The organism is Paenibacillus sp. SAFN-054 (genome assembly GCF_051966755.1).
Taxonomy (GTDB): Bacteria; Bacillota; Bacilli; order Paenibacillales; family Paenibacillaceae; genus Paenibacillus_AQ.
Map to the genome: position 1 here is coordinate 670409 of NZ_JBQCKS010000002.1, position 15994 is coordinate 686402.

Here is a 15994-nt window from a genome sequence, read left to right on the forward strand (position 1 = left end):
ACAAACTATTTTTACGTTTCAGCAAAAAATCCTGTCTAAGAGTGATCGCCTGCGCCGGCTTCAACGGTCGATACCGGACGTTCCTGATCTTTCGGTTTGCGTCTTGCGACCGGCCGAATCCGGCGGATGCTGATCCACAGAGCGGCGATGATGACCACGCTGTACACCAGAACGAATTCCAGCCAGAGCTGGATCGGAGCATTCGAATTCAGGTTGCCGTTCCGCAGCAGGAAGGCTTGTTTCGAAAAGCCTGGTTCAAACAAACTAAGCAGCGCGCCCGCCGGGTTCAATCCGAGGATATAACCGACCCACGAATAGGTCGCCGCGGTGGACGTCGGAGGTGAATAGTAGCTGCGCTGAACGATGCTCATGGCGAATAAATACAGCAATCCGGTTAACAGGAAAATGCATAATCCAACCCCGTATGTCACGATGACCGACACCATCGTCCGCTTGAAGAGCGTCGAGAACATCACGCCGAGCGCCCCGAGCAGCAGCATCACAAACAGGTAGAATACAAAGATAAAGATCATCTGCTTGAGCGATATGCCCCCATACAGAAACACGATGCTGTAAATCGGCATGGTCGCCACAATGATCAGCGTCATAAAGCTTAGTGAAGAGAACAGCTTGCTCAAAATAATGGTCGAGGAACTTTGCTGCGTCGTGAGCAGCATACTGAGCGTCTGCTTTTCCCTCTCGCCGCTGATCACGCCCGCCGTCAATGCCGGCGCCATGAATGCAATCAGAATGAGCTGCGCGAAGCTGAGCACATAGAACATCAAGCGTCCCGCACTGGAATTGAAGGGCTGATTCCCGTCATTGCCCAGATACAACGTAATATAAATGAATCCGAGCGCGACCAGTCCGAGCACCAGAATGTAGGCAAGAAGGGATATCGCCGAGCGCGGGGTGCGCATTCGCAGGCGGAATTCCTTGTCCAGCACCGGGTTTATCCATTTGCGGCTCCAGTTCATACGGCAGGCCCTCCTTTGGTGATTTCGAGGAATACATCCTCCAGATTGGTTTGCGCTTCGTGGAAGGAAATGACGGCATAACCCCACGAAATGATGTTTTGAAGAAGCTGTACCTGCTCCGGATCCCCGCCGCCAAAATGCACATGGATGCCCGTATTGTCGGAAAGCACGGCCGAGACCATCGCCTCATCCTGCAGGCGGGCAGCCAGCTCCTCATCGCGATCCATCACTCGGATATGGAGCACCTTTTTGACGCGGAGCTTGGCCTGGATGTCCGAGACCCTGCCCTGAGCCACCATCTCTCCATGCTCGATGACGCCGATTTCATCCACCATCTCTGCCAGCTCCGGCAAAATATGCGAGGAAATGATGATCGTCTTGCCCATCTGCTTCAGCTCTTTTAAAATTTCACGCATCTCGATGCGAGCCCTCGGGTCGAGGCCCGATGCAGGCTCGTCCAGAATAAGCACTTTCGGATCATGGATGAGGCATCTGGCCAGACAGAGGCGCTGCTTCATGCCCCGCGACAGTCCGTCAACATACACGTCGCTTTTATCGCTGAGATTCACGAGTTCGAGCAGCTGCGGAATCAGCTTTTCGCGTTCGCTCCGCGGAATGTTGTAGCTCGCCCCGTAAAAATGCAAATACTCCGTCGTTTTCAGCTGGTCGTACACCCCGAAGAAGTCCGGCATATACCCGATTCTTTTGCGCACCTCTTTCGGATGCTGCGTCACGTCAAAGCCGTCGACCTTGGCAACGCCGGAAGTCGGCAGCATCAAGGTAGCCAGAATGGACATGGTTGTCGACTTGCCGGCGCCGTTCGGTCCGACGAATCCGAATACCGTTCCTTCCGGGATATACAAATTTATATTTTTCAGAGCGTCAAAATTACCGTAACGTTTGCTCAATTGCTGGATGTCGATCATGGCTTCAGTGCCCCCTCTACCGCAAGCTCGGGTAGCATCAGCTCCGTCGCTTCCTTGGCTGTCAGCTTGACGCGGATACGCCCCTGAGAAGCATACTGTTCATTCGGGCTTGCCGCGATCCACTGTTTCGATGCATCCCATTTCATAGGCTCCCAGTCCTGCTTTTTGTAATTGAAAATTTCATATTCCGTTTTATTGCCGGGATTCTTGCTTTGAAGCTTCAGCTTGCCGCCGCTCATGCTCTTCATATCCGGCACGTCGTAATCGAACGTGATATAACCCTGCTCGATATGGCTGGTGCCGTTCGGCTGCTCGTACCAGTTCGGCGAAGAAACCTGGTTGACGATCGGGGACACGAATCCGAAAGGAATGTTCAGCTTGCCGTTTTGTACCCAGCTGATGCTCACCGGCTGCAGCCACAGGTTCAGCTGGTCGCTGTCGATGCTCCGCCCGTCATTCGTATAGTTGAACAGCTTGTCTTTGTTGAATGCAACAACATATGACGATTGGGATATCCATCCCGAATTCTGAAGATAGTTGTCCAGCATGCCCCTTTCGCGGTTATAAGGATCCTTTCCGCCCGTATAATTCGAGAACATGGACATCGCCAAGGATCCGTTCCGGACATTCTTCGTGGTTGTCACCGAAGCCAGCGATACGGATTGGCCTTTCCCTATATCCCCCAGCAAATAAAGCTTACCGCCGACCACGAGACCGGCATTTACGAGCTCCTTCGAGGTTGTATTGACGACTTTCCCGTCGATGTCGCCCTTATCGTTGATGAACAGATTGACGTCCAATTGGCCCAAGTCTTCATTTTTGGAACGCTGCTCCACCCACAGCTTGGCCAGTGACCACTGCGGCATATCCAGCAGCTCGACTCCCGTTTCTTTGGAACCTACTTCCACCAAACTGCGGCTGTCGCCGGAACCCGAGAATGAGCTTCCGTCTCGCTGAATCGTTACGTATGAATTGGCTGGGAGCTCCAAATGGTAATTTCCGCTTCCAGGCGAAAAGAAGGCCGTCGCGCTCTTAACCTTTGCTTGTCCGCGCCCGTCGAGCTCTACGACGTTCAGTGTATGGGCCAGTTCCTTCGTCTTGTCCGAAGCCCCAATCATGTATACCGTTCCGCTCGCGATCACCGCGATCAGTGGGATCATCCACCATGCCCACTCGCGCTTGTCCACCTTTTTCAGGAGAAGATACAGCAGCGGGGCGACCACCAGGGCATAAATCACGATTAACCAGGCAAGAACCTGAAATGATGGCATGTTTAACGATGGAAAATAGTTCAATACATAGCTCAGGTTCAGCAGCGGATTCATGTTTCCGCGCATAGCGTTAAAATTGTTCGATTGAAGCTCGCTGCCGAGCAGCGCAGACCATACGGAGGGATGACCCGACCATGAAGCGATCGGCTCCTGCGTGACATCATAAGCGGCGTAGAGAACCTTGCCGTTCTCGAGCTGCCGGCTTGCGAACAGCGGCTTGCCACCCGTCGTGTACAGCAGGCTTGCCTCCTTTTTCAGCTCTGCGTCGGATAGCGTGATTTCTCCGTCCAATTGAAGCTTGGCAGCCCCTCCTTTGGTGCTTCCCTGCTTGACGGCTCCCAGCTTTTCCAGCTCGGGCAGCGACGTCGTTGTAAACGTGCCTTTGACGTCTACCGGAGAAATCGAGGCAAAAGGCGCCGCCGTTTTCGAATATGCCGCTCCGCCCGCAAGAATCAGATGGCCACCGGTTTTGACCCACTGTTCGATCGACGTCACCTGGGAAGGTGCCAGGGTGTCGGATGCGAAACGGTCAAAGACCAGCACGTCGATGCCGTCCATCAGCATCGGGTCTTGCGGAATGTCCTTTTGCTTCATGTGCAAAACGCTTATTTTCGAGTTCGCGCTCTGAAGGGTCGCGAGAAAGTTCATCGCATCCGGATCATCCGACAAAACGCCTATATTCATCGAGTTATACGTGCCGCCATTAAGATAGCCGGTGCCCGCTGAAAAGTTGACGAGCTTCCCTTTCTCCACGGAGCCTTCATAGAACCGGATCGCGTTGTTATCCTTGTTATACGGCTGCCCCGGAATGGCGAGGACAACCTCTTTGGGCGTATCCTTCGGCAGCTCTACGTGCTGCACATAAGAAGAAGGGCTGTTGCCCCATTGATTCTGCAGCACCTGGAATACGATATCCCCCGACAGGTCCTGACTGCTTGTCAGGGTTAATTTCAGCGGATTCCATGTCCCGTTCTTCATCATTCCGTTATAGCCTGCTTCGCTTTTCAATGCGATGGAAGGCTTGTCATCGGCATGAGCCATGCCCGTTCCTAGCGCAAGCTGAATCAGCAGCAGGAATGCCAGTGCCAATACAGCTGGCTTCGTCCACCTGATATTCTTATTCATCCAAGACAACCTTTCTACCCCTCTCTAATCGTTGCTTGATTTGATCTTACGATATTAAAGACGTTTCATTTCTAAAGTTCACTTCAAATTTCATAAAATTTTCTAAAGAAAATTTCGTCATAAGCCCTTTACAAAACCTGAATCATGCTAAATTACGCGGTTTTATAACCGTATGAACAAGGCTTGATTCCCGTTAAACAGCGGATCCGGCTCACGAGAAAAATGTCTAGCGGCTTATCTTCAAAGTAGACAGGACGCATGATGATGTTGTTTTTACTTACAAAGATAGAATTGCTCCGCTTCACTGAAAATTTATAGATTCTATAATAAAAGCCCGCTTCCTTCGAAGCAGGCTTGTGTAAGTTTCCTAATTGTATGACGCATTTCCACAATGCTTAGCCGTTGAACACGACCGTTTTATTGTCATGAACCAGAATCCGGTCCTCGATATGCCATTTTACGGCCCTTGCCAATACGACCCGTTCAATCGTGCGGCCGATTCGTTTCAATTCGCTCACGTCGTCGCGGTGACTCACGCGCTGCACGTCCTGCTCGATGATCGGACCGCCGTCCAGCACCTCAGTTACATAGTGGGCAGTCGCCCCGATGATTTTCACGCCGCGATCATAGGCTTGGGCGTAAGGCTTGCCGCCGACGAAGGCCGGGAGAAACGAGTGATGAATGTTAATGATCCGGTTCCGGTAATGCTCGATGAAGGTCGGAGAAATGATCTGCATGTAACGCGCCAAAATAATGACATCGATATCGCTGCCGACGACTTCCAGCTGCCGCTGTTCGGCCTCCTTCTTCGTATCGGCTGTCACCGGAACATGATGATACGGAATACCGAAGGACTCGACATACTCCTTCATGTCCGGATGATTGCTGACCACCATCGCGATTTCAGCATCGAGATCGCCTGCCTGCCATTGCCACAACAGCTCCACCAGACAGTGATCCTCCTTGGATACGAAAATGGCCAGTCTTTTCTTGCGGCTGACATTATGAATCTTCCACTCCATGCTGAATTTGTTCCCGACTTCCGCAAACTTCTCTTCCAGTTCCGGCAGCCGTTGTTCCAGGTCGGCAAGGTCAAACTCGACCCGCATAAAAAACATGCCGCCCTTGGGATCCATCGTATACTGATCGGATTGAACGATGTTGGCTCCATGCTGATGAAGAAAATGCGAAACGGCTGCGACGATTCCAGGTCCATCCGGACAGGAAATGAGCATGCGCGCACGGTTTTGATGTACTTGCGATGATGTATTCTTTTTGACGTGTAGTTCCATGAGACTCCTGTTCCTCCCTCGTACGATCTCTCTACATATATTGTATTTATTTAAGAGCTTCTTTGCCTGCCAGACAGGCAATCAGACGCTCGTTAATCTGCTTCTCCGTCAGATCCGGGAAAACACCCGCTTCTGTCACCATATCGTACAGACGCTCCAGCGGCTCGCGGGAATCGGCCTTTTTCGCTTTGGCGTCATTCTTGAGCAGCGTCCACGTGTCCAGCACGAACTGGCGCGGATCCATTTCCTGCTTGGCAAAAAAGTCATGCAGGTCTTCGACCTCCTGAATGAAGTCGGGACCGAAGCGTTCTGATACATTGCCGCGCAGAAGCGCGATTTCAATTTCGTACATCGGACACTGCGTTTTGGCATCCTTGCCGATCCACGGCGTCTCCAGAATGAAAGGTCTGCCTGCCAGCTTCTCGTGGTGCACGACGCTGTTGATCGTATCGAAGCCGATCCAGCCGGTTCCGATAGGAGTATGGCGGTCTTTGCCCGCCCCGCGCGGATTTTTACTGTCGTTGATATGAACGACGCCAATCCGGTCCAGGCCGATAATCCGGTCGAATTCCTCGAGCACGCCATCCAGATCATTTACGATATCGTAGCCAGCGTCATGAATGTGGCAGGTATCCAAGCAAATCGTCAGGCGTTCGTTATGCTTCACCTTTTCGATCATGCTCGCAATCTCCTCAAAGGTACGACCCATCTCCGTGCCTTTGCCGGCCATTGTTTCCAGCGCGATATGGACCTCCGTTTCATTCGTTCCGTCGAGCACCTCATTCAAACCGTCGGCAATCCGCTGAATGCCGTATTCCGGATCTTTATCGGTGAATGCACCCGGATGCAGCACGATATTCTTCACGCCAATGGCATGTGTGCGGCGAATCTCTTCTTGCAGGAAGCTGACCGCGAGCTCGAACGTGTTCGGCTTGTACGAACCGAGGTTAATAATGTAAGGCGCATGAACGACGATTTCCTCGAACCCGCTTTCCTTCATTAACTGCTTGCCTTCCTCCAGAAACATCGATTCAATCGGTTTGCGGCGCGTATTCTGCGGCGCGCCGGTATATATCATAAACGAGCTCGATCCATAAGTGTTGGCTTCGTTGGTTGCGCTGAGTAGTCCCTTGTCCGAAAAGGACACATGAGAACCGATTTTAAGCATAATCCATCCCCCTCTTTAGAATTATCCCTTATTTTAGCGTGAAAGCTGAAATAAATCTAGAAATGCGTTATAATTCAGAAAAAGGTTTAATGATTTGAAGATAATCCTAGAGGTGAACCACATGCATAGCTCCTGGGGCGCGAGGCTTCTGTCCTCATCCATGCCCTCCGATATGTTTATGGATTCCGTCGTCATATGGGCGGTTCTCCTACTGATCTCGATGTGCATCGGCGGATACTTTATGATCCGCAAATTTCTGAAGGTACTTCCCAAGAATGACGGCAAGTCCAAGCTGGACTGGCAGAATCACTGGGTTGAAACCAGCCGCCACCTGTGGACGGATGATTCCAAGGAATTTCTGGACAGACTGGTCAAGCCCGTACCCGGACCGTTCCGTGATATCGCCAAACACTCCATCGCGGCTGAGATCGGCAGAATCGCATTGGAAGAACAGGCCAAGGAGGTAACCCGAGATCACTGCATCAAAGGTTATATATCCGCCACGCCGAAACGGGACAACAAGTTCCTGGTCGCATTCCTTAACAAAAACCAGATCGATTACAAACCATATGAACATCTGATGCAAAAGTAGGTTCATGACCTGCAAACGACAAGCCCCTTGGCAGGAGCATCAAATTGAAGAAATGTACCATTTCATCAGTCTGATGCCGCGCCAGGGGGCTTTTGCATCCAAAACTTAAGGCAGAGGAGCGTACCGGCTTATGAAAATTACGATTTGCGGCGGGACCGGCTTTATCGGAAAGGCGCTCACCGAGCATTTGCAGCGACAAGGGCATGAAGTCGTTGTTATTACACGAAGAGTACCGGACTCCGGGCAGGCTGGTGTCAAGTACCTGACATGGGACCAAGTTGAAGCCAGCCCCGTGCTCCTGGAAGGAACGAAGGCAATCGTCAATCTGGCAGGTGCTTCCCTCAATCAGCGCTGGACGCCAAGGGCCAAGCACAGCATTATCGAGTCCCGAATGAAAACCGTTCAGGCCGTCGCCAGGCTGGTCCAGGCCCTCCATGAAAAACCCGAGGTCGTCGTCCAAGCTTCAGCTATTGCCATTTACGGGACTTCTCTGAACGATACCTTCAGTGAAGAAAGCCCGCATCATGTCGTCGATTTCCCCTCATCCGTCGTTCAGGAATGGGAGGATGCCTCTGACCAGATTCAGAACGTTCGCCTGATCAAGCTCCGAACCGGGGTTGTTCTGGGAAATAACGGAGGAGCGTTCCCGCTCATGAAGCTTCCGTATAAGCTTGGCTTTGGAGGAAGACTCGGCAGCGGCAAACAGTGGGTCTCCTGGATTCATCTGCAAGACATGGTCCGGCTGATCGAATTCTGCATTACCCATCCCGAAGTAGACGGACCGGTCAACGCCACTGCGCCGGAGCCTGTTACCAATAATCGTTTCGGAGAGACCGTGGGCAGGACATATCATCGTCCCCACTGGTTCCCCGTACCAGCCTTCCTGATGAGAACGGTTCTGGGAGAGCTGTCGTTGATTATTCTGGAAGGACAGCGCGTCATTCCTGACAAAATCGTAAAGCATGGCTTTCATTTTAAATTCCCTACGCTGGATAAGGCTCTTGAGCATTTAAGTGATAATCAGGCGGAGCGGAACGTATAAGCTCCTTTCACGATGGTAAACTGATCCCCGTCCTGAAGCGGATATTCCTTATAAGGCACCATAGCCTCTCCTTTCAGACGCGTGCCGTTTTTCGAGCCGAGGTCTTTGATGAGATACCCTCCATCTTCAGACCGGCTCAGCTCCACATGCGCACGGGACGCTCCCACCGAGCTTTCCACGTACTGCGATACTTCTTCGGAGCGCCCAATGACAAAATGCTGCTGCCTCAGATCAATACGCTCGGCCCCCAATCCTTCTTCCCCTTCGCGCAGCAAGTAATAGAAAGGCGCTGCCGGTGATGATGCCATGCCGTTTCCTGTATCCGAACGACTCAGCAGTACGGTCGCCCCTGCCTTCCCCGCATCAAGCCATTCCGTCTTTTGTCCGAATCCTTCCTTTCGTTCTCCTGGGTCCGATTCCTTTGCTTCCGCTCCGACGCCGGCATAATTCCAAAGGCGCTCGTTTCGGGACGAAATCGTCATTTCATGGTCAGCGTTGCCATGCTGGCTGCCCCTTAAGCCGCCATCCATTACGCTTCTCACACGGTTTAGCCCTTCTCCGATCCCGGTTTCGCTGCGCTCTGCACCCGCTTGAACCGGAGCAGGAGGAAGCTTCCATTTCCAATCCGGTTCCTTGTCCGAAGCATCGATCTCAGAATGACTTTGGGGACCCTTCTTCGGTGTCCCTCTAAAAAATCCGGTCAGCGGCTCAACCTCAAAACGAAGGCGCCCTTTGCTTCGTTTGGCACCGGATGATAGGTCGCTTGAGCCGAAATCGGGCAGTGCATCAAAAGACGTTTCAGCTGCTGCCTGGCTGCTGGATTCCAGGATCCTGCCGGTCCAGGACAAGAACGCAATGACAGCTAAAATCAGGGTAAGCAATACGCAAAGGATCAGCTTTCCGCTGCTCGGGGAGGACATGTACAGCATTCTCCACACCAGTGCAGCAACAAGCAGGCAGCCCAAGGCAATATAGGTTCTGCGGGAGGAGGCTGATTTAGGTTCCCTGTCAGCTGCATCGGTCTCCCCCTCTGGCCCGGGCACTCCTGCGTCCCACCTCTTCAGGAAATCGGGGACGACAATGTCATCTTCCTGATTCACCTGGCTTCGACTCTTACGGTCTACCGGAAAAAAATGCTCCTCGGCTGCATCCGGCCTTCTCCCCCGATTCAGCAGCTGCTCATGAGCCCCTGAACTCACCCGTTCCGCCTCAGCCCCGTGAAGGCCAGGCCCGGACTCGGCCTGCAGCGAATGCGGCGGCTGGTTCCACCTTGTATTTCCCGCTCCCCGTAATGCGTTCGCCGAAGTGTGCTCTGGACGAGGATGTACACTCGCAGAATCCGATGGGGACAAGGATGTATGGTAGTCACTCTCGGTGGATAATAGCCGGTGCAGCAGCCTCTTGAATCCGTTCAAGGTAAACTGTTCAGAGGTTGTGTACTGTAGAAGCTGCTGAACGCCTCCGCCGCTTAGTTCGGTGACTGATGCCATACACTTCGTCACCAGCTCCTTCAAACCAACGCCGAGCGTAGTTAATCCCTCTGTTTGTTCAAGCGGAATATAGGTAAGATAGAGCGTCCCTTCCTGAAGAGATCCATCCACAAAAATATAATCCTCGTTCAGCGCATATTTTGCGGGCTGAAGCATGTACAGAATGCTTTGCTCCAGTGTTTCCGCCACCTGCAGCAGCAAACCGTAGTACTCGGTCATGTTGATTCTCTCGCTTTTCAGCATATGCGACAGCATCTTTTTTTCGGTAATGTCGTAGCGAAGCGTTACTTGCAGATCCACCTCCTTTGCATGCATCGGCAAGAAATGCGGCACCTTGGCAGCCGATATCATGGAAAGCTCAACTGTGCTAAGCTCTTCCGAACGGATCCCTTCGGCTCGCGACAATACCATGAATGTCCGATCCTGCTGTATAAAGTCTCTCGTTAAACCTAACAATTGGATTCACCCCGGTGTATAGAATGAACTTATGGGCATGCTTGTGAACGGCTGCTCGGTTAACAAAGATGCGGCTAATCTTTAACGCAAAGTTGCAGTTCATAGAAAAGCATACATACAAGCGATTACGAAGCCCGGAAATACGGCTAACATAAACGGAAAACGCAGCTGCTGCTCCTTCCCCGCCTTCAAGACTCTCGGGCTTTTCAAGATCAATGCACCGGATATGCTGAGCACGATTTGCCGCAGTCTCTGCAGCATTTCCCTTCTCCACAGCAGGATCAAGATCCCGATCATACCTGCGCAGAGCACCGAATATACCAGACACTGCAGGGTAAGAAGCGCTCCGAGCCAAGCGCCGATGCCGGCAAACAGCTTGACGTCGCCAGCGCCAACGGCACCCATCACATGCATGAGCAGCAACACGGCGAAGCCTATACCGAGTCCTTTAGCGGAGAAGGCTAATCCTTGAAGTCCTTCTGCTGCCGTATGAAATAAGATACCGCTTACCACCGCGGTCAGCGTAAGCCAGTTCGGGATCTTCATGGTCCGGATATCCGTAACAAAGGCGGCCGTGACGATCAGCGCACAGCCCCATATTGAAAATTCCATTCTCCGCTATCCCCCTTTTCAACTCCAACCTTTGCTTGCCATCTCATCCAGGCTCACCCTTTTACCACGGTAAACATAACCTCGGTCTTCTGCCCGTCTGAGGTCGTGATGACAAAGGGCCAGGTGCCTGGTGTCGTGTTGGTGCCTACAAACCATTCCCACTCCACGTATCCTTCCGCATCCGCCTGTTTTTCGCCCAAGTACTTAGCTGTGCTTTGTCCGCTTTTATAAAATACGGATAGGTTCGCAGAGGTGCCTGGCGTCATCTTGATGCGAACTTTTGCCCGTTTTCCCACATATGCCGGGTCCGGCTTCTCGAGAATTTCTATTGCCTTTTCGTCCGAATCGGATTCCCCGCTGCCCTCTGTCGGCATCGTGTCCGTTTCACCGATCCACAGCCGTTCCTGGGCTTTGGCTTGAAGCACGATGGTTTTATTCAGGAACGGCACCTTCATCGGCAGCTCATAGCTGACTTCAATGCCGAAGTACGGATCCGTGCGGGTTTTTAGGTTCGGAATTTGAATATTGGATACATGCACCCTATCGTAGTCCAGCAGCCTGCTCTCCATGTATGGCTTCAAAATAGGCTTGATCACGGGATCCAGGACGGCTTCGGCCGCCTGGTTCTTCAGATCCTGCAGCGGTTCATCTGCCCTGGCCACTGCGCCGTCCATCCATTCCTTCAAGGGAGTCGGCAGCGCGCTCGTATATTGGGCGGCCCAGTCGCCAAGCGACAGCTTTGGAATACTCCAGCTGCCTGCAGGCTCTTTTTCGTTCTCTTCCTTCTCGGGTGACTTCTGCTCAACGGCCAGCGCGACGGGATACATATGGGACGACACCATTTTGACCGTATCGGATACGGTGCTCTGCAGCGCCGTCGAAATCAAGGTCATCTGTACCATATAAATCAGAAAGATTACAAAGAATACGAACATCGGCATGACGATCGAGGCTTCGACCACGATACTTCCTTGCTGACCGTCTCGGTTCCGCTTACGCCCTCTTATCAAGGCTTTGATGCGTCCCACCCGCATGATGAGATTGCTGCTAGTATGAATAATCCGCTTGTTTGACCGCATAATATCGGTTTCCTTCCACTTCGTCCGGGCTTCCTCCGGCATATCCGATCATTTTCATGACGCCAGGAAGAAACCACAGTCTCATGCCGACCTTCACTTCTCCCGAAGCGTACGTGGCCCGTTCCGCGGGGTTAATCCCCGTATTGAAGCGGATCAAAGCCAGCATGCGTGACATTTTCTTCTGGTTGTTACTGTGTATAAGCAGGAAGAGCCTGAGGTAATCACGGTACGTTATCTTCACCTTCATATAGCTGGAAAGCTCGACCGAGCCTGTCTCGCAAAGCGTAATCATATCGGCAATAGCCATCTCAATTCCGTACAGCAGCGCTGCGGCGAGTATGAGCAGAGGGTTGCCGAGACTGCTGTTTTTGACCAATCCCTCCATCGTCCGGATCGCAAGCCGGGATGCGAAAATTTCCGCATATGCTGCCGAGACGTTTCCTACCGGATTGTGAAAGCCGTACAATATGTATTCCAGCTCCTGATTCTTGACGCTTAATTGATCCACAACGGCATCTCCCAGTTCCGTCTGCGGCTGTTTCACCGCATCCTTCAGGCTGCCGATGTCAAAATGTTTGAAATAAAGGGCTGCATATTCATTTTGAAACATCTCATCTTTAAGACCCGACAGTATTCCTGCCATGGCTCCGTACAGTCCATCCATATCATTCATTGCAGACTTGCCGGCATCGTAAGGATCGTTGTCCAGGTCAGCCCCCTGATAATCCCCATCGCCAATCTGCTTGTTGAAGGCCATGCTGTCATCATAATAGGTTTGGAGCGTTTTGAACTCTTCCATATAACCCTTGGCCTTTTTGTCGAGCTCGTTGATCCGCTCCATGATGTTAGCCGCATCCTTCAATTTCGCCTTTCCCTGCTTCTCCTTCTCCTTCCTTTCCTTATCCGAAGCGCGATGCTGGTTAAGCATGGCTTTCTCTTGGAGCAGTTTATTGTCCGAGCCGGACCCGGCATACGAGAGCATGTAGGCATCGATGGCCCTGCGTGCCGAAATGACGTCGCTTTTCATGCGGCCTGAATCTCCGCTAAGACCGGAAGAAGCTCCAAGCGCCGATAGCGCCTCAGCAAGTTCCCGGTCTGCCATCTGATACTCCCCCATTTGGTTGTCGATTTCATCCCGAAGATCGTTCAGCAGACTTTCGGAAAGCAGCAATTTCTCAGTTTGCCCCCGTAATCCGCGAATCGTATCCGCATCGCCGCCGCTGCTTTCCGGGGCTTCCCCGGGAATGCTGCCCTTGGATACTTCACCATACCCCGCGCTTTCCGTACGGCTTTCGGAAGCCGCAATAACCTCTTTCATTTTTTCGTTTTGATCATAGGCTTCCTGCCATGCCTGAAGTGCTTCCCGCAAAAGCTTGTCATGGCTGTCCAAAGCTAAGCGGTGACTAGTGTCCAACCGGGAGCGTACCTCCGCCGAATCGTTCTGATAGTCATCGATTTCGTCGGCATACTGTGGCTCTTCATCCTCATCCCGGTTGGCATCCTCATTTGATTTGGTGACGTAATCGTCATATTGAGCCGCAATGCCGGCAGCTGCTGAGACGCGTGAAGCGCCAAGGGTCTCATTCGCGATGGACGCGGAGTACAGCCCCATTAGAATGCCCGGTATGCCGTCCGTGCTCTTCGCCGCCTTTTCCTGCTTGGCCAGCATCTGATCAAGCGCCGCCTCCCTTTTGTCATACAGCTTTTGCAGCTTGCGGAGCACATCCACCGTGTCGGAAGCCTCCTTCATGGAGGTGGACAACGGTTTAAATTTGCCCAGTATTTCCAAGGTGAAGTCGATCGGTGCCTTATACTTCATTTCCTCCCCGATTTCGCGATTGAAAATATCGTATTCGCCCAGCATTCTGTCCATTTGAAGGCCCGAGCTGTCCAGCTCCATCGGAAGCACATCAAATCCATCACTTCGCTGCCCCTTCTCCATGCTGCTGTTCAGGACGCCTGCCATAATTTGGTCGCCGCTTTGCTCCCCGTAAGCGAACAACCCATACTTCTCCTGCAGCTCCGGATCATAGGAGGACATGACCGACCGTACCGCGGCATGGGCAAGCCGCTCGCTTTGGGCCTTCATGGCAGCGATGCGGGCATAGTCGATGAAAAGAGCCACAAAAGCGAAAATAAAAGCCAAAATCATAATTAAGAATACCGAGACGGAGCCGCTTTCCGACCTTCTTTTCGCAAACATCACGGTCCTCCTTTTCGCAATTCCTTACTTGCCTGCAGACTTGAATTTGTCCAATACCTGCTTGGCCTGGCCCTGATCGATATGTCCATTCGCATCCGAAGAACCTTTGAATTTCGACCCGTAATATCTCATTAGATCGACCGTGCGTATAAACTCAACGGGCTCCACCACAACGGAATTGGCATAGGTCTCCGCATTCGAGCCTCCTTCCAGCATGGCATCCAGCGGAGGCAGCGAGAGCATTCGGGATAAGCCTACCGTGACCTTCCGCTGCAGAATCGTATTTTGCACGCTGATCTCACCCTTCATCTCCGAAGGTACCATGCTTCCCGATTTGTTCATTTTAATAATAGGCAGCGCACCGCCTTCATCTTCACCAGGCGGAAGGGCTGTCGCCTGCTTCCGCGACGATCCACCCGAGCCAATAAGCGCGCCGAGCATCCCGTCATCGGCCAGCCTCCAGTACAGCGAATCGTATTGCCCCTCTTCTGCTGCGCCGGTGGACGCATCCTTGTGGCTGTTGTCCCAGCTGTAAGCAGCGCGCTCGGCCACTGCGGAAGCCGTTTGATGAAGAAAGCTCATCTGGTACACATATAAGCAAAAGAACATCAGAATAATCGTAATCAACAGGACGATAGGGAGCACAAGAGAAGCTTCAACCGTGAAGCTTCCCTCGCTATGTTTCATGAAGAGCCTACTTCTCGAAAACTTCATTGCTCTTTTGATCCACTTTTCCGATCAATCTTTTAACGAGATCATACAGCTGATCCCTGAACAGCACGGCAATGATAATGATAACCGCAATGATCAGGATCATTTCCAGCATGCCGAGCCCGTCCTCCTGCTTCCAAAACCCCTTTGCTTTTTCCCATGCCATCGTTAACATAAGTTCATCCTCCTACATATTCATCATCATAAATGCGGGCGTTCCTACCAAAACAATCACAATTACAAAAATGACGACCATGGGGAAGATCAGCTTGGAAGATGCTTGCTCTCCCCTTGTGCGCGTTATGGCTTTCCGCTTCTCCCAAAGAACCCGGGACAAATCCGACAATGCCATGACGAAGTCGCTCCCGCCCCGTCTGAAATTAAGCAGCACCGTGGTCGTGAATATCGAAACCTCCTGCACTGCACAGCGCTTGCTGAAATTTTCGAAGGATTGCTGAAAGGAGTATCCACCCTCCAGATCATCGGTCATGCGGATCAGCTCACGGTACAGCGGATGGTTCTTCTCCTGCCTCTTTCTCATCACGCAGTGGCTGATCGCTTTCTGTACCGTCTCGCCCGCCCCTACCAAAAGAACGATCTTGCTCAGCAGCTCGGGCAGTTCCATCAAAATATCATGGTCACGTTTTTGCACCTTGCTGTGCATATCCTTGATCATCGCTGCAGGCAGCAGCAAGCCAAGAACTCCGCCAATGACCAGCCCCGTTGCTTCCCCCATGAGCAGCGTCAACAAACAGCCCATGATCATCAGCAGCCAGCCGTAGCACATCATCTCGCCTACATATAATAGAGTCTTTTCCCCACTGTGACGCTGTCCGTACAGTTTCTGCACCGAACGTTGAATCTTGAAGAAGAACAACGGGAACTTTGTCGTGACCTTGAATCTTTCCAATATGTACAGCATTGGAGGAACCAGCATCTTCAGCCTGAGTCCCTCCATGGGGAGCTTGGCAATGGTTCTGTATTTGTCGCCGCTGATTCGGTTCAGCACCAGATAACCACCTGCTAGCAGAACCATGACTAGGACAGAAA

14 protein-coding genes are annotated in these 15994 nt (G+C 52.1%); 2 read left to right on the plus strand and 12 right to left on the minus strand.

Features of this window, described 5'->3' with window-relative positions; genetic code table 11:
• Positions 1-35 precede the first annotated feature (35 nt).
• The 5 genes from ACTHPM_RS14500 to ACTHPM_RS14520 all read right to left on the minus strand — a co-directional run bounded on the left by ACTHPM_RS14500 (position 36) and on the right by ACTHPM_RS14520 (position 6759).
• Entirely contained in the window at positions 36-977 is a 942-nt protein-coding gene (locus ACTHPM_RS14500; protein WP_440395656.1) for an ABC transporter permease, read from the minus strand.
• Positions 974-1903: an ABC transporter ATP-binding protein gene (locus ACTHPM_RS14505; protein WP_440395655.1), complete on the minus strand. Its 930-nt coding sequence runs from the start codon at positions 1901-1903 to the stop codon at positions 974-976. The genes ACTHPM_RS14500 and ACTHPM_RS14505 overlap by 4 nt, the downstream gene beginning before the upstream one ends.
• Positions 1900-4299, minus strand: a complete 2400-nt coding sequence (locus ACTHPM_RS14510) for a DUF7408 domain-containing protein (protein ID WP_440395654.1) — start codon at positions 4297-4299, stop codon at positions 1900-1902. Before ACTHPM_RS14510 ends, ACTHPM_RS14505 begins: the two co-directional genes overlap by 4 nt.
• Positions 4300-4694: 395 nt before the next feature.
• Positions 4695-5591 carry a formyltetrahydrofolate deformylase gene (gene purU, locus ACTHPM_RS14515; protein WP_440395653.1) on the minus strand — a complete coding sequence of 299 codons (897 nt, stop codon included), beginning with the start codon at positions 5589-5591 and terminating at the stop codon, positions 4695-4697.
• A 46-nt stretch (positions 5592-5637) separates the two neighbouring features.
• Positions 5638-6759, minus strand: a complete 1122-nt coding sequence (locus tag ACTHPM_RS14520) for a deoxyribonuclease IV (protein ID WP_440395652.1) — start codon at positions 6757-6759, stop codon at positions 5638-5640.
• Between the two features lie 121 nt (positions 6760-6880).
• Between ACTHPM_RS14520 and ACTHPM_RS14525 the strand changes: the two genes are divergently transcribed.
• Positions 6881-7351, plus strand: a complete 471-nt coding sequence (locus tag ACTHPM_RS14525) for a DUF2621 family protein (protein WP_440395651.1) — start codon at positions 6881-6883, stop codon at positions 7349-7351.
• A 130-nt stretch (positions 7352-7481) separates the two neighbouring features.
• Positions 7482-8393: a TIGR01777 family oxidoreductase gene (locus ACTHPM_RS14530; RefSeq protein ID WP_440395650.1), complete on the plus strand. Its 912-nt coding sequence runs from the start codon at positions 7482-7484 to the stop codon at positions 8391-8393.
• Here the strand turns inward: ACTHPM_RS14530 and ACTHPM_RS14535 are convergent.
• The 7 genes from ACTHPM_RS14535 to ACTHPM_RS14565 form a co-directional block, all read right to left on the minus strand.
• Positions 8372-10294, minus strand: coding sequence for a DUF6382 domain-containing protein (locus ACTHPM_RS14535; protein WP_440395649.1), 1923 nt, complete (start codon positions 10292-10294; stop codon positions 8372-8374). The two genes, ACTHPM_RS14530 and ACTHPM_RS14535, sit on opposite strands and share 22 nt — an antisense overlap.
• Before the next feature lie 144 nt (positions 10295-10438).
• Positions 10439-10951 carry an A24 family peptidase gene (locus ACTHPM_RS14540; protein ID WP_440395648.1) on the minus strand — a complete coding sequence of 171 codons (513 nt, stop codon included), beginning with the start codon at positions 10949-10951 and terminating at the stop codon, positions 10439-10441.
• Positions 10952-11004: 53 nt separating this feature from the next.
• Positions 11005-11985: a TadE/TadG family type IV pilus assembly protein gene (locus tag ACTHPM_RS14545; protein ID WP_440421587.1), complete on the minus strand. Its 981-nt coding sequence runs from the start codon at positions 11983-11985 to the stop codon at positions 11005-11007.
• Positions 11986-11998: 13 nt separating this feature from the next.
• Positions 11999-14233: a TadE/TadG family type IV pilus assembly protein gene (locus ACTHPM_RS14550; protein ID WP_440395646.1), complete on the minus strand. Its 2235-nt coding sequence runs from the start codon at positions 14231-14233 to the stop codon at positions 11999-12001.
• A 24-nt stretch (positions 14234-14257) separates the two neighbouring features.
• Positions 14258-14920 carry a TadE family protein gene (locus tag ACTHPM_RS14555; RefSeq protein ID WP_440395645.1) on the minus strand — a complete coding sequence of 221 codons (663 nt, stop codon included), beginning with the start codon at positions 14918-14920 and terminating at the stop codon, positions 14258-14260.
• A 7-nt stretch (positions 14921-14927) separates the two neighbouring features.
• Positions 14928-15119 (minus strand): Flp1 family type IVb pilin, encoded by a 192-nt coding sequence (locus tag ACTHPM_RS14560; protein WP_440395644.1) that lies wholly within the window; start codon positions 15117-15119, stop codon positions 14928-14930.
• Positions 15120-15131: 12 nt separating this feature from the next.
• The gene (locus ACTHPM_RS14565) at positions 15132-15980 is read right to left on the minus strand and encodes a type II secretion system F family protein (protein WP_440395643.1); all 849 of its coding nucleotides are present in this window, start codon (positions 15978-15980) and stop codon (positions 15132-15134) included.
• Between the last annotated feature and the right edge of the window lie 14 nt (positions 15981-15994).

Excerpts from the sequence above, each read along its gene's own strand:
- ACTHPM_RS14565 (WP_440395643.1), bottom strand. The coding sequence starts at position 15,980 with ATGGTTCTGCTAGCAGGTGGTTATCTGGTGCTGAACCGAATCAGCGGC.
- ACTHPM_RS14560 (WP_440395644.1), bottom strand. The coding sequence starts at position 15,119 with ATGTTAACGATGGCATGGGAAAAAGCAAAGGGGTTTTGGAAGCAGGAG.
- ACTHPM_RS14525 (WP_440395651.1), top strand. The coding sequence starts at position 6,881 with ATGCATAGCTCCTGGGGCGCGAGGCTTCTGTCCTCATCCATGCCCTCC.
- ACTHPM_RS14535 (WP_440395649.1), bottom strand. The coding sequence starts at position 10,294 with ATGGTATTGTCGCGAGCCGAAGGGATCCGTTCGGAAGAGCTTAGCACA.
- ACTHPM_RS14520 (WP_440395652.1), bottom strand. The coding sequence starts at position 6,759 with ATGCTTAAAATCGGTTCTCATGTGTCCTTTTCGGACAAGGGACTACTC.
- ACTHPM_RS14530 (WP_440395650.1), top strand. The coding sequence starts at position 7,482 with ATGAAAATTACGATTTGCGGCGGGACCGGCTTTATCGGAAAGGCGCTC.
- ACTHPM_RS14550 (WP_440395646.1), bottom strand. The coding sequence starts at position 14,233 with ATGTTTGCGAAAAGAAGGTCGGAAAGCGGCTCCGTCTCGGTATTCTTA.
- ACTHPM_RS14505 (WP_440395655.1), bottom strand. The coding sequence starts at position 1,903 with ATGATCGACATCCAGCAATTGAGCAAACGTTACGGTAATTTTGACGCT.
- ACTHPM_RS14510 (WP_440395654.1), bottom strand. The coding sequence starts at position 4,299 with ATGAATAAGAATATCAGGTGGACGAAGCCAGCTGTATTGGCACTGGCA.
- ACTHPM_RS14555 (WP_440395645.1), bottom strand. The coding sequence starts at position 14,920 with ATGAAACATAGCGAGGGAAGCTTCACGGTTGAAGCTTCTCTTGTGCTC.
- ACTHPM_RS14545 (WP_440421587.1), bottom strand. The coding sequence starts at position 11,985 with ATGCGGGTGGGACGCATCAAAGCCTTGATAAGAGGGCGTAAGCGGAAC.
- ACTHPM_RS14540 (WP_440395648.1), bottom strand. The coding sequence starts at position 10,951 with ATGGAATTTTCAATATGGGGCTGTGCGCTGATCGTCACGGCCGCCTTT.
- purU (WP_440395653.1), bottom strand. The coding sequence starts at position 5,591 with ATGGAACTACACGTCAAAAAGAATACATCATCGCAAGTACATCAAAAC.
- ACTHPM_RS14500 (WP_440395656.1), bottom strand. The coding sequence starts at position 977 with ATGAACTGGAGCCGCAAATGGATAAACCCGGTGCTGGACAAGGAATTC.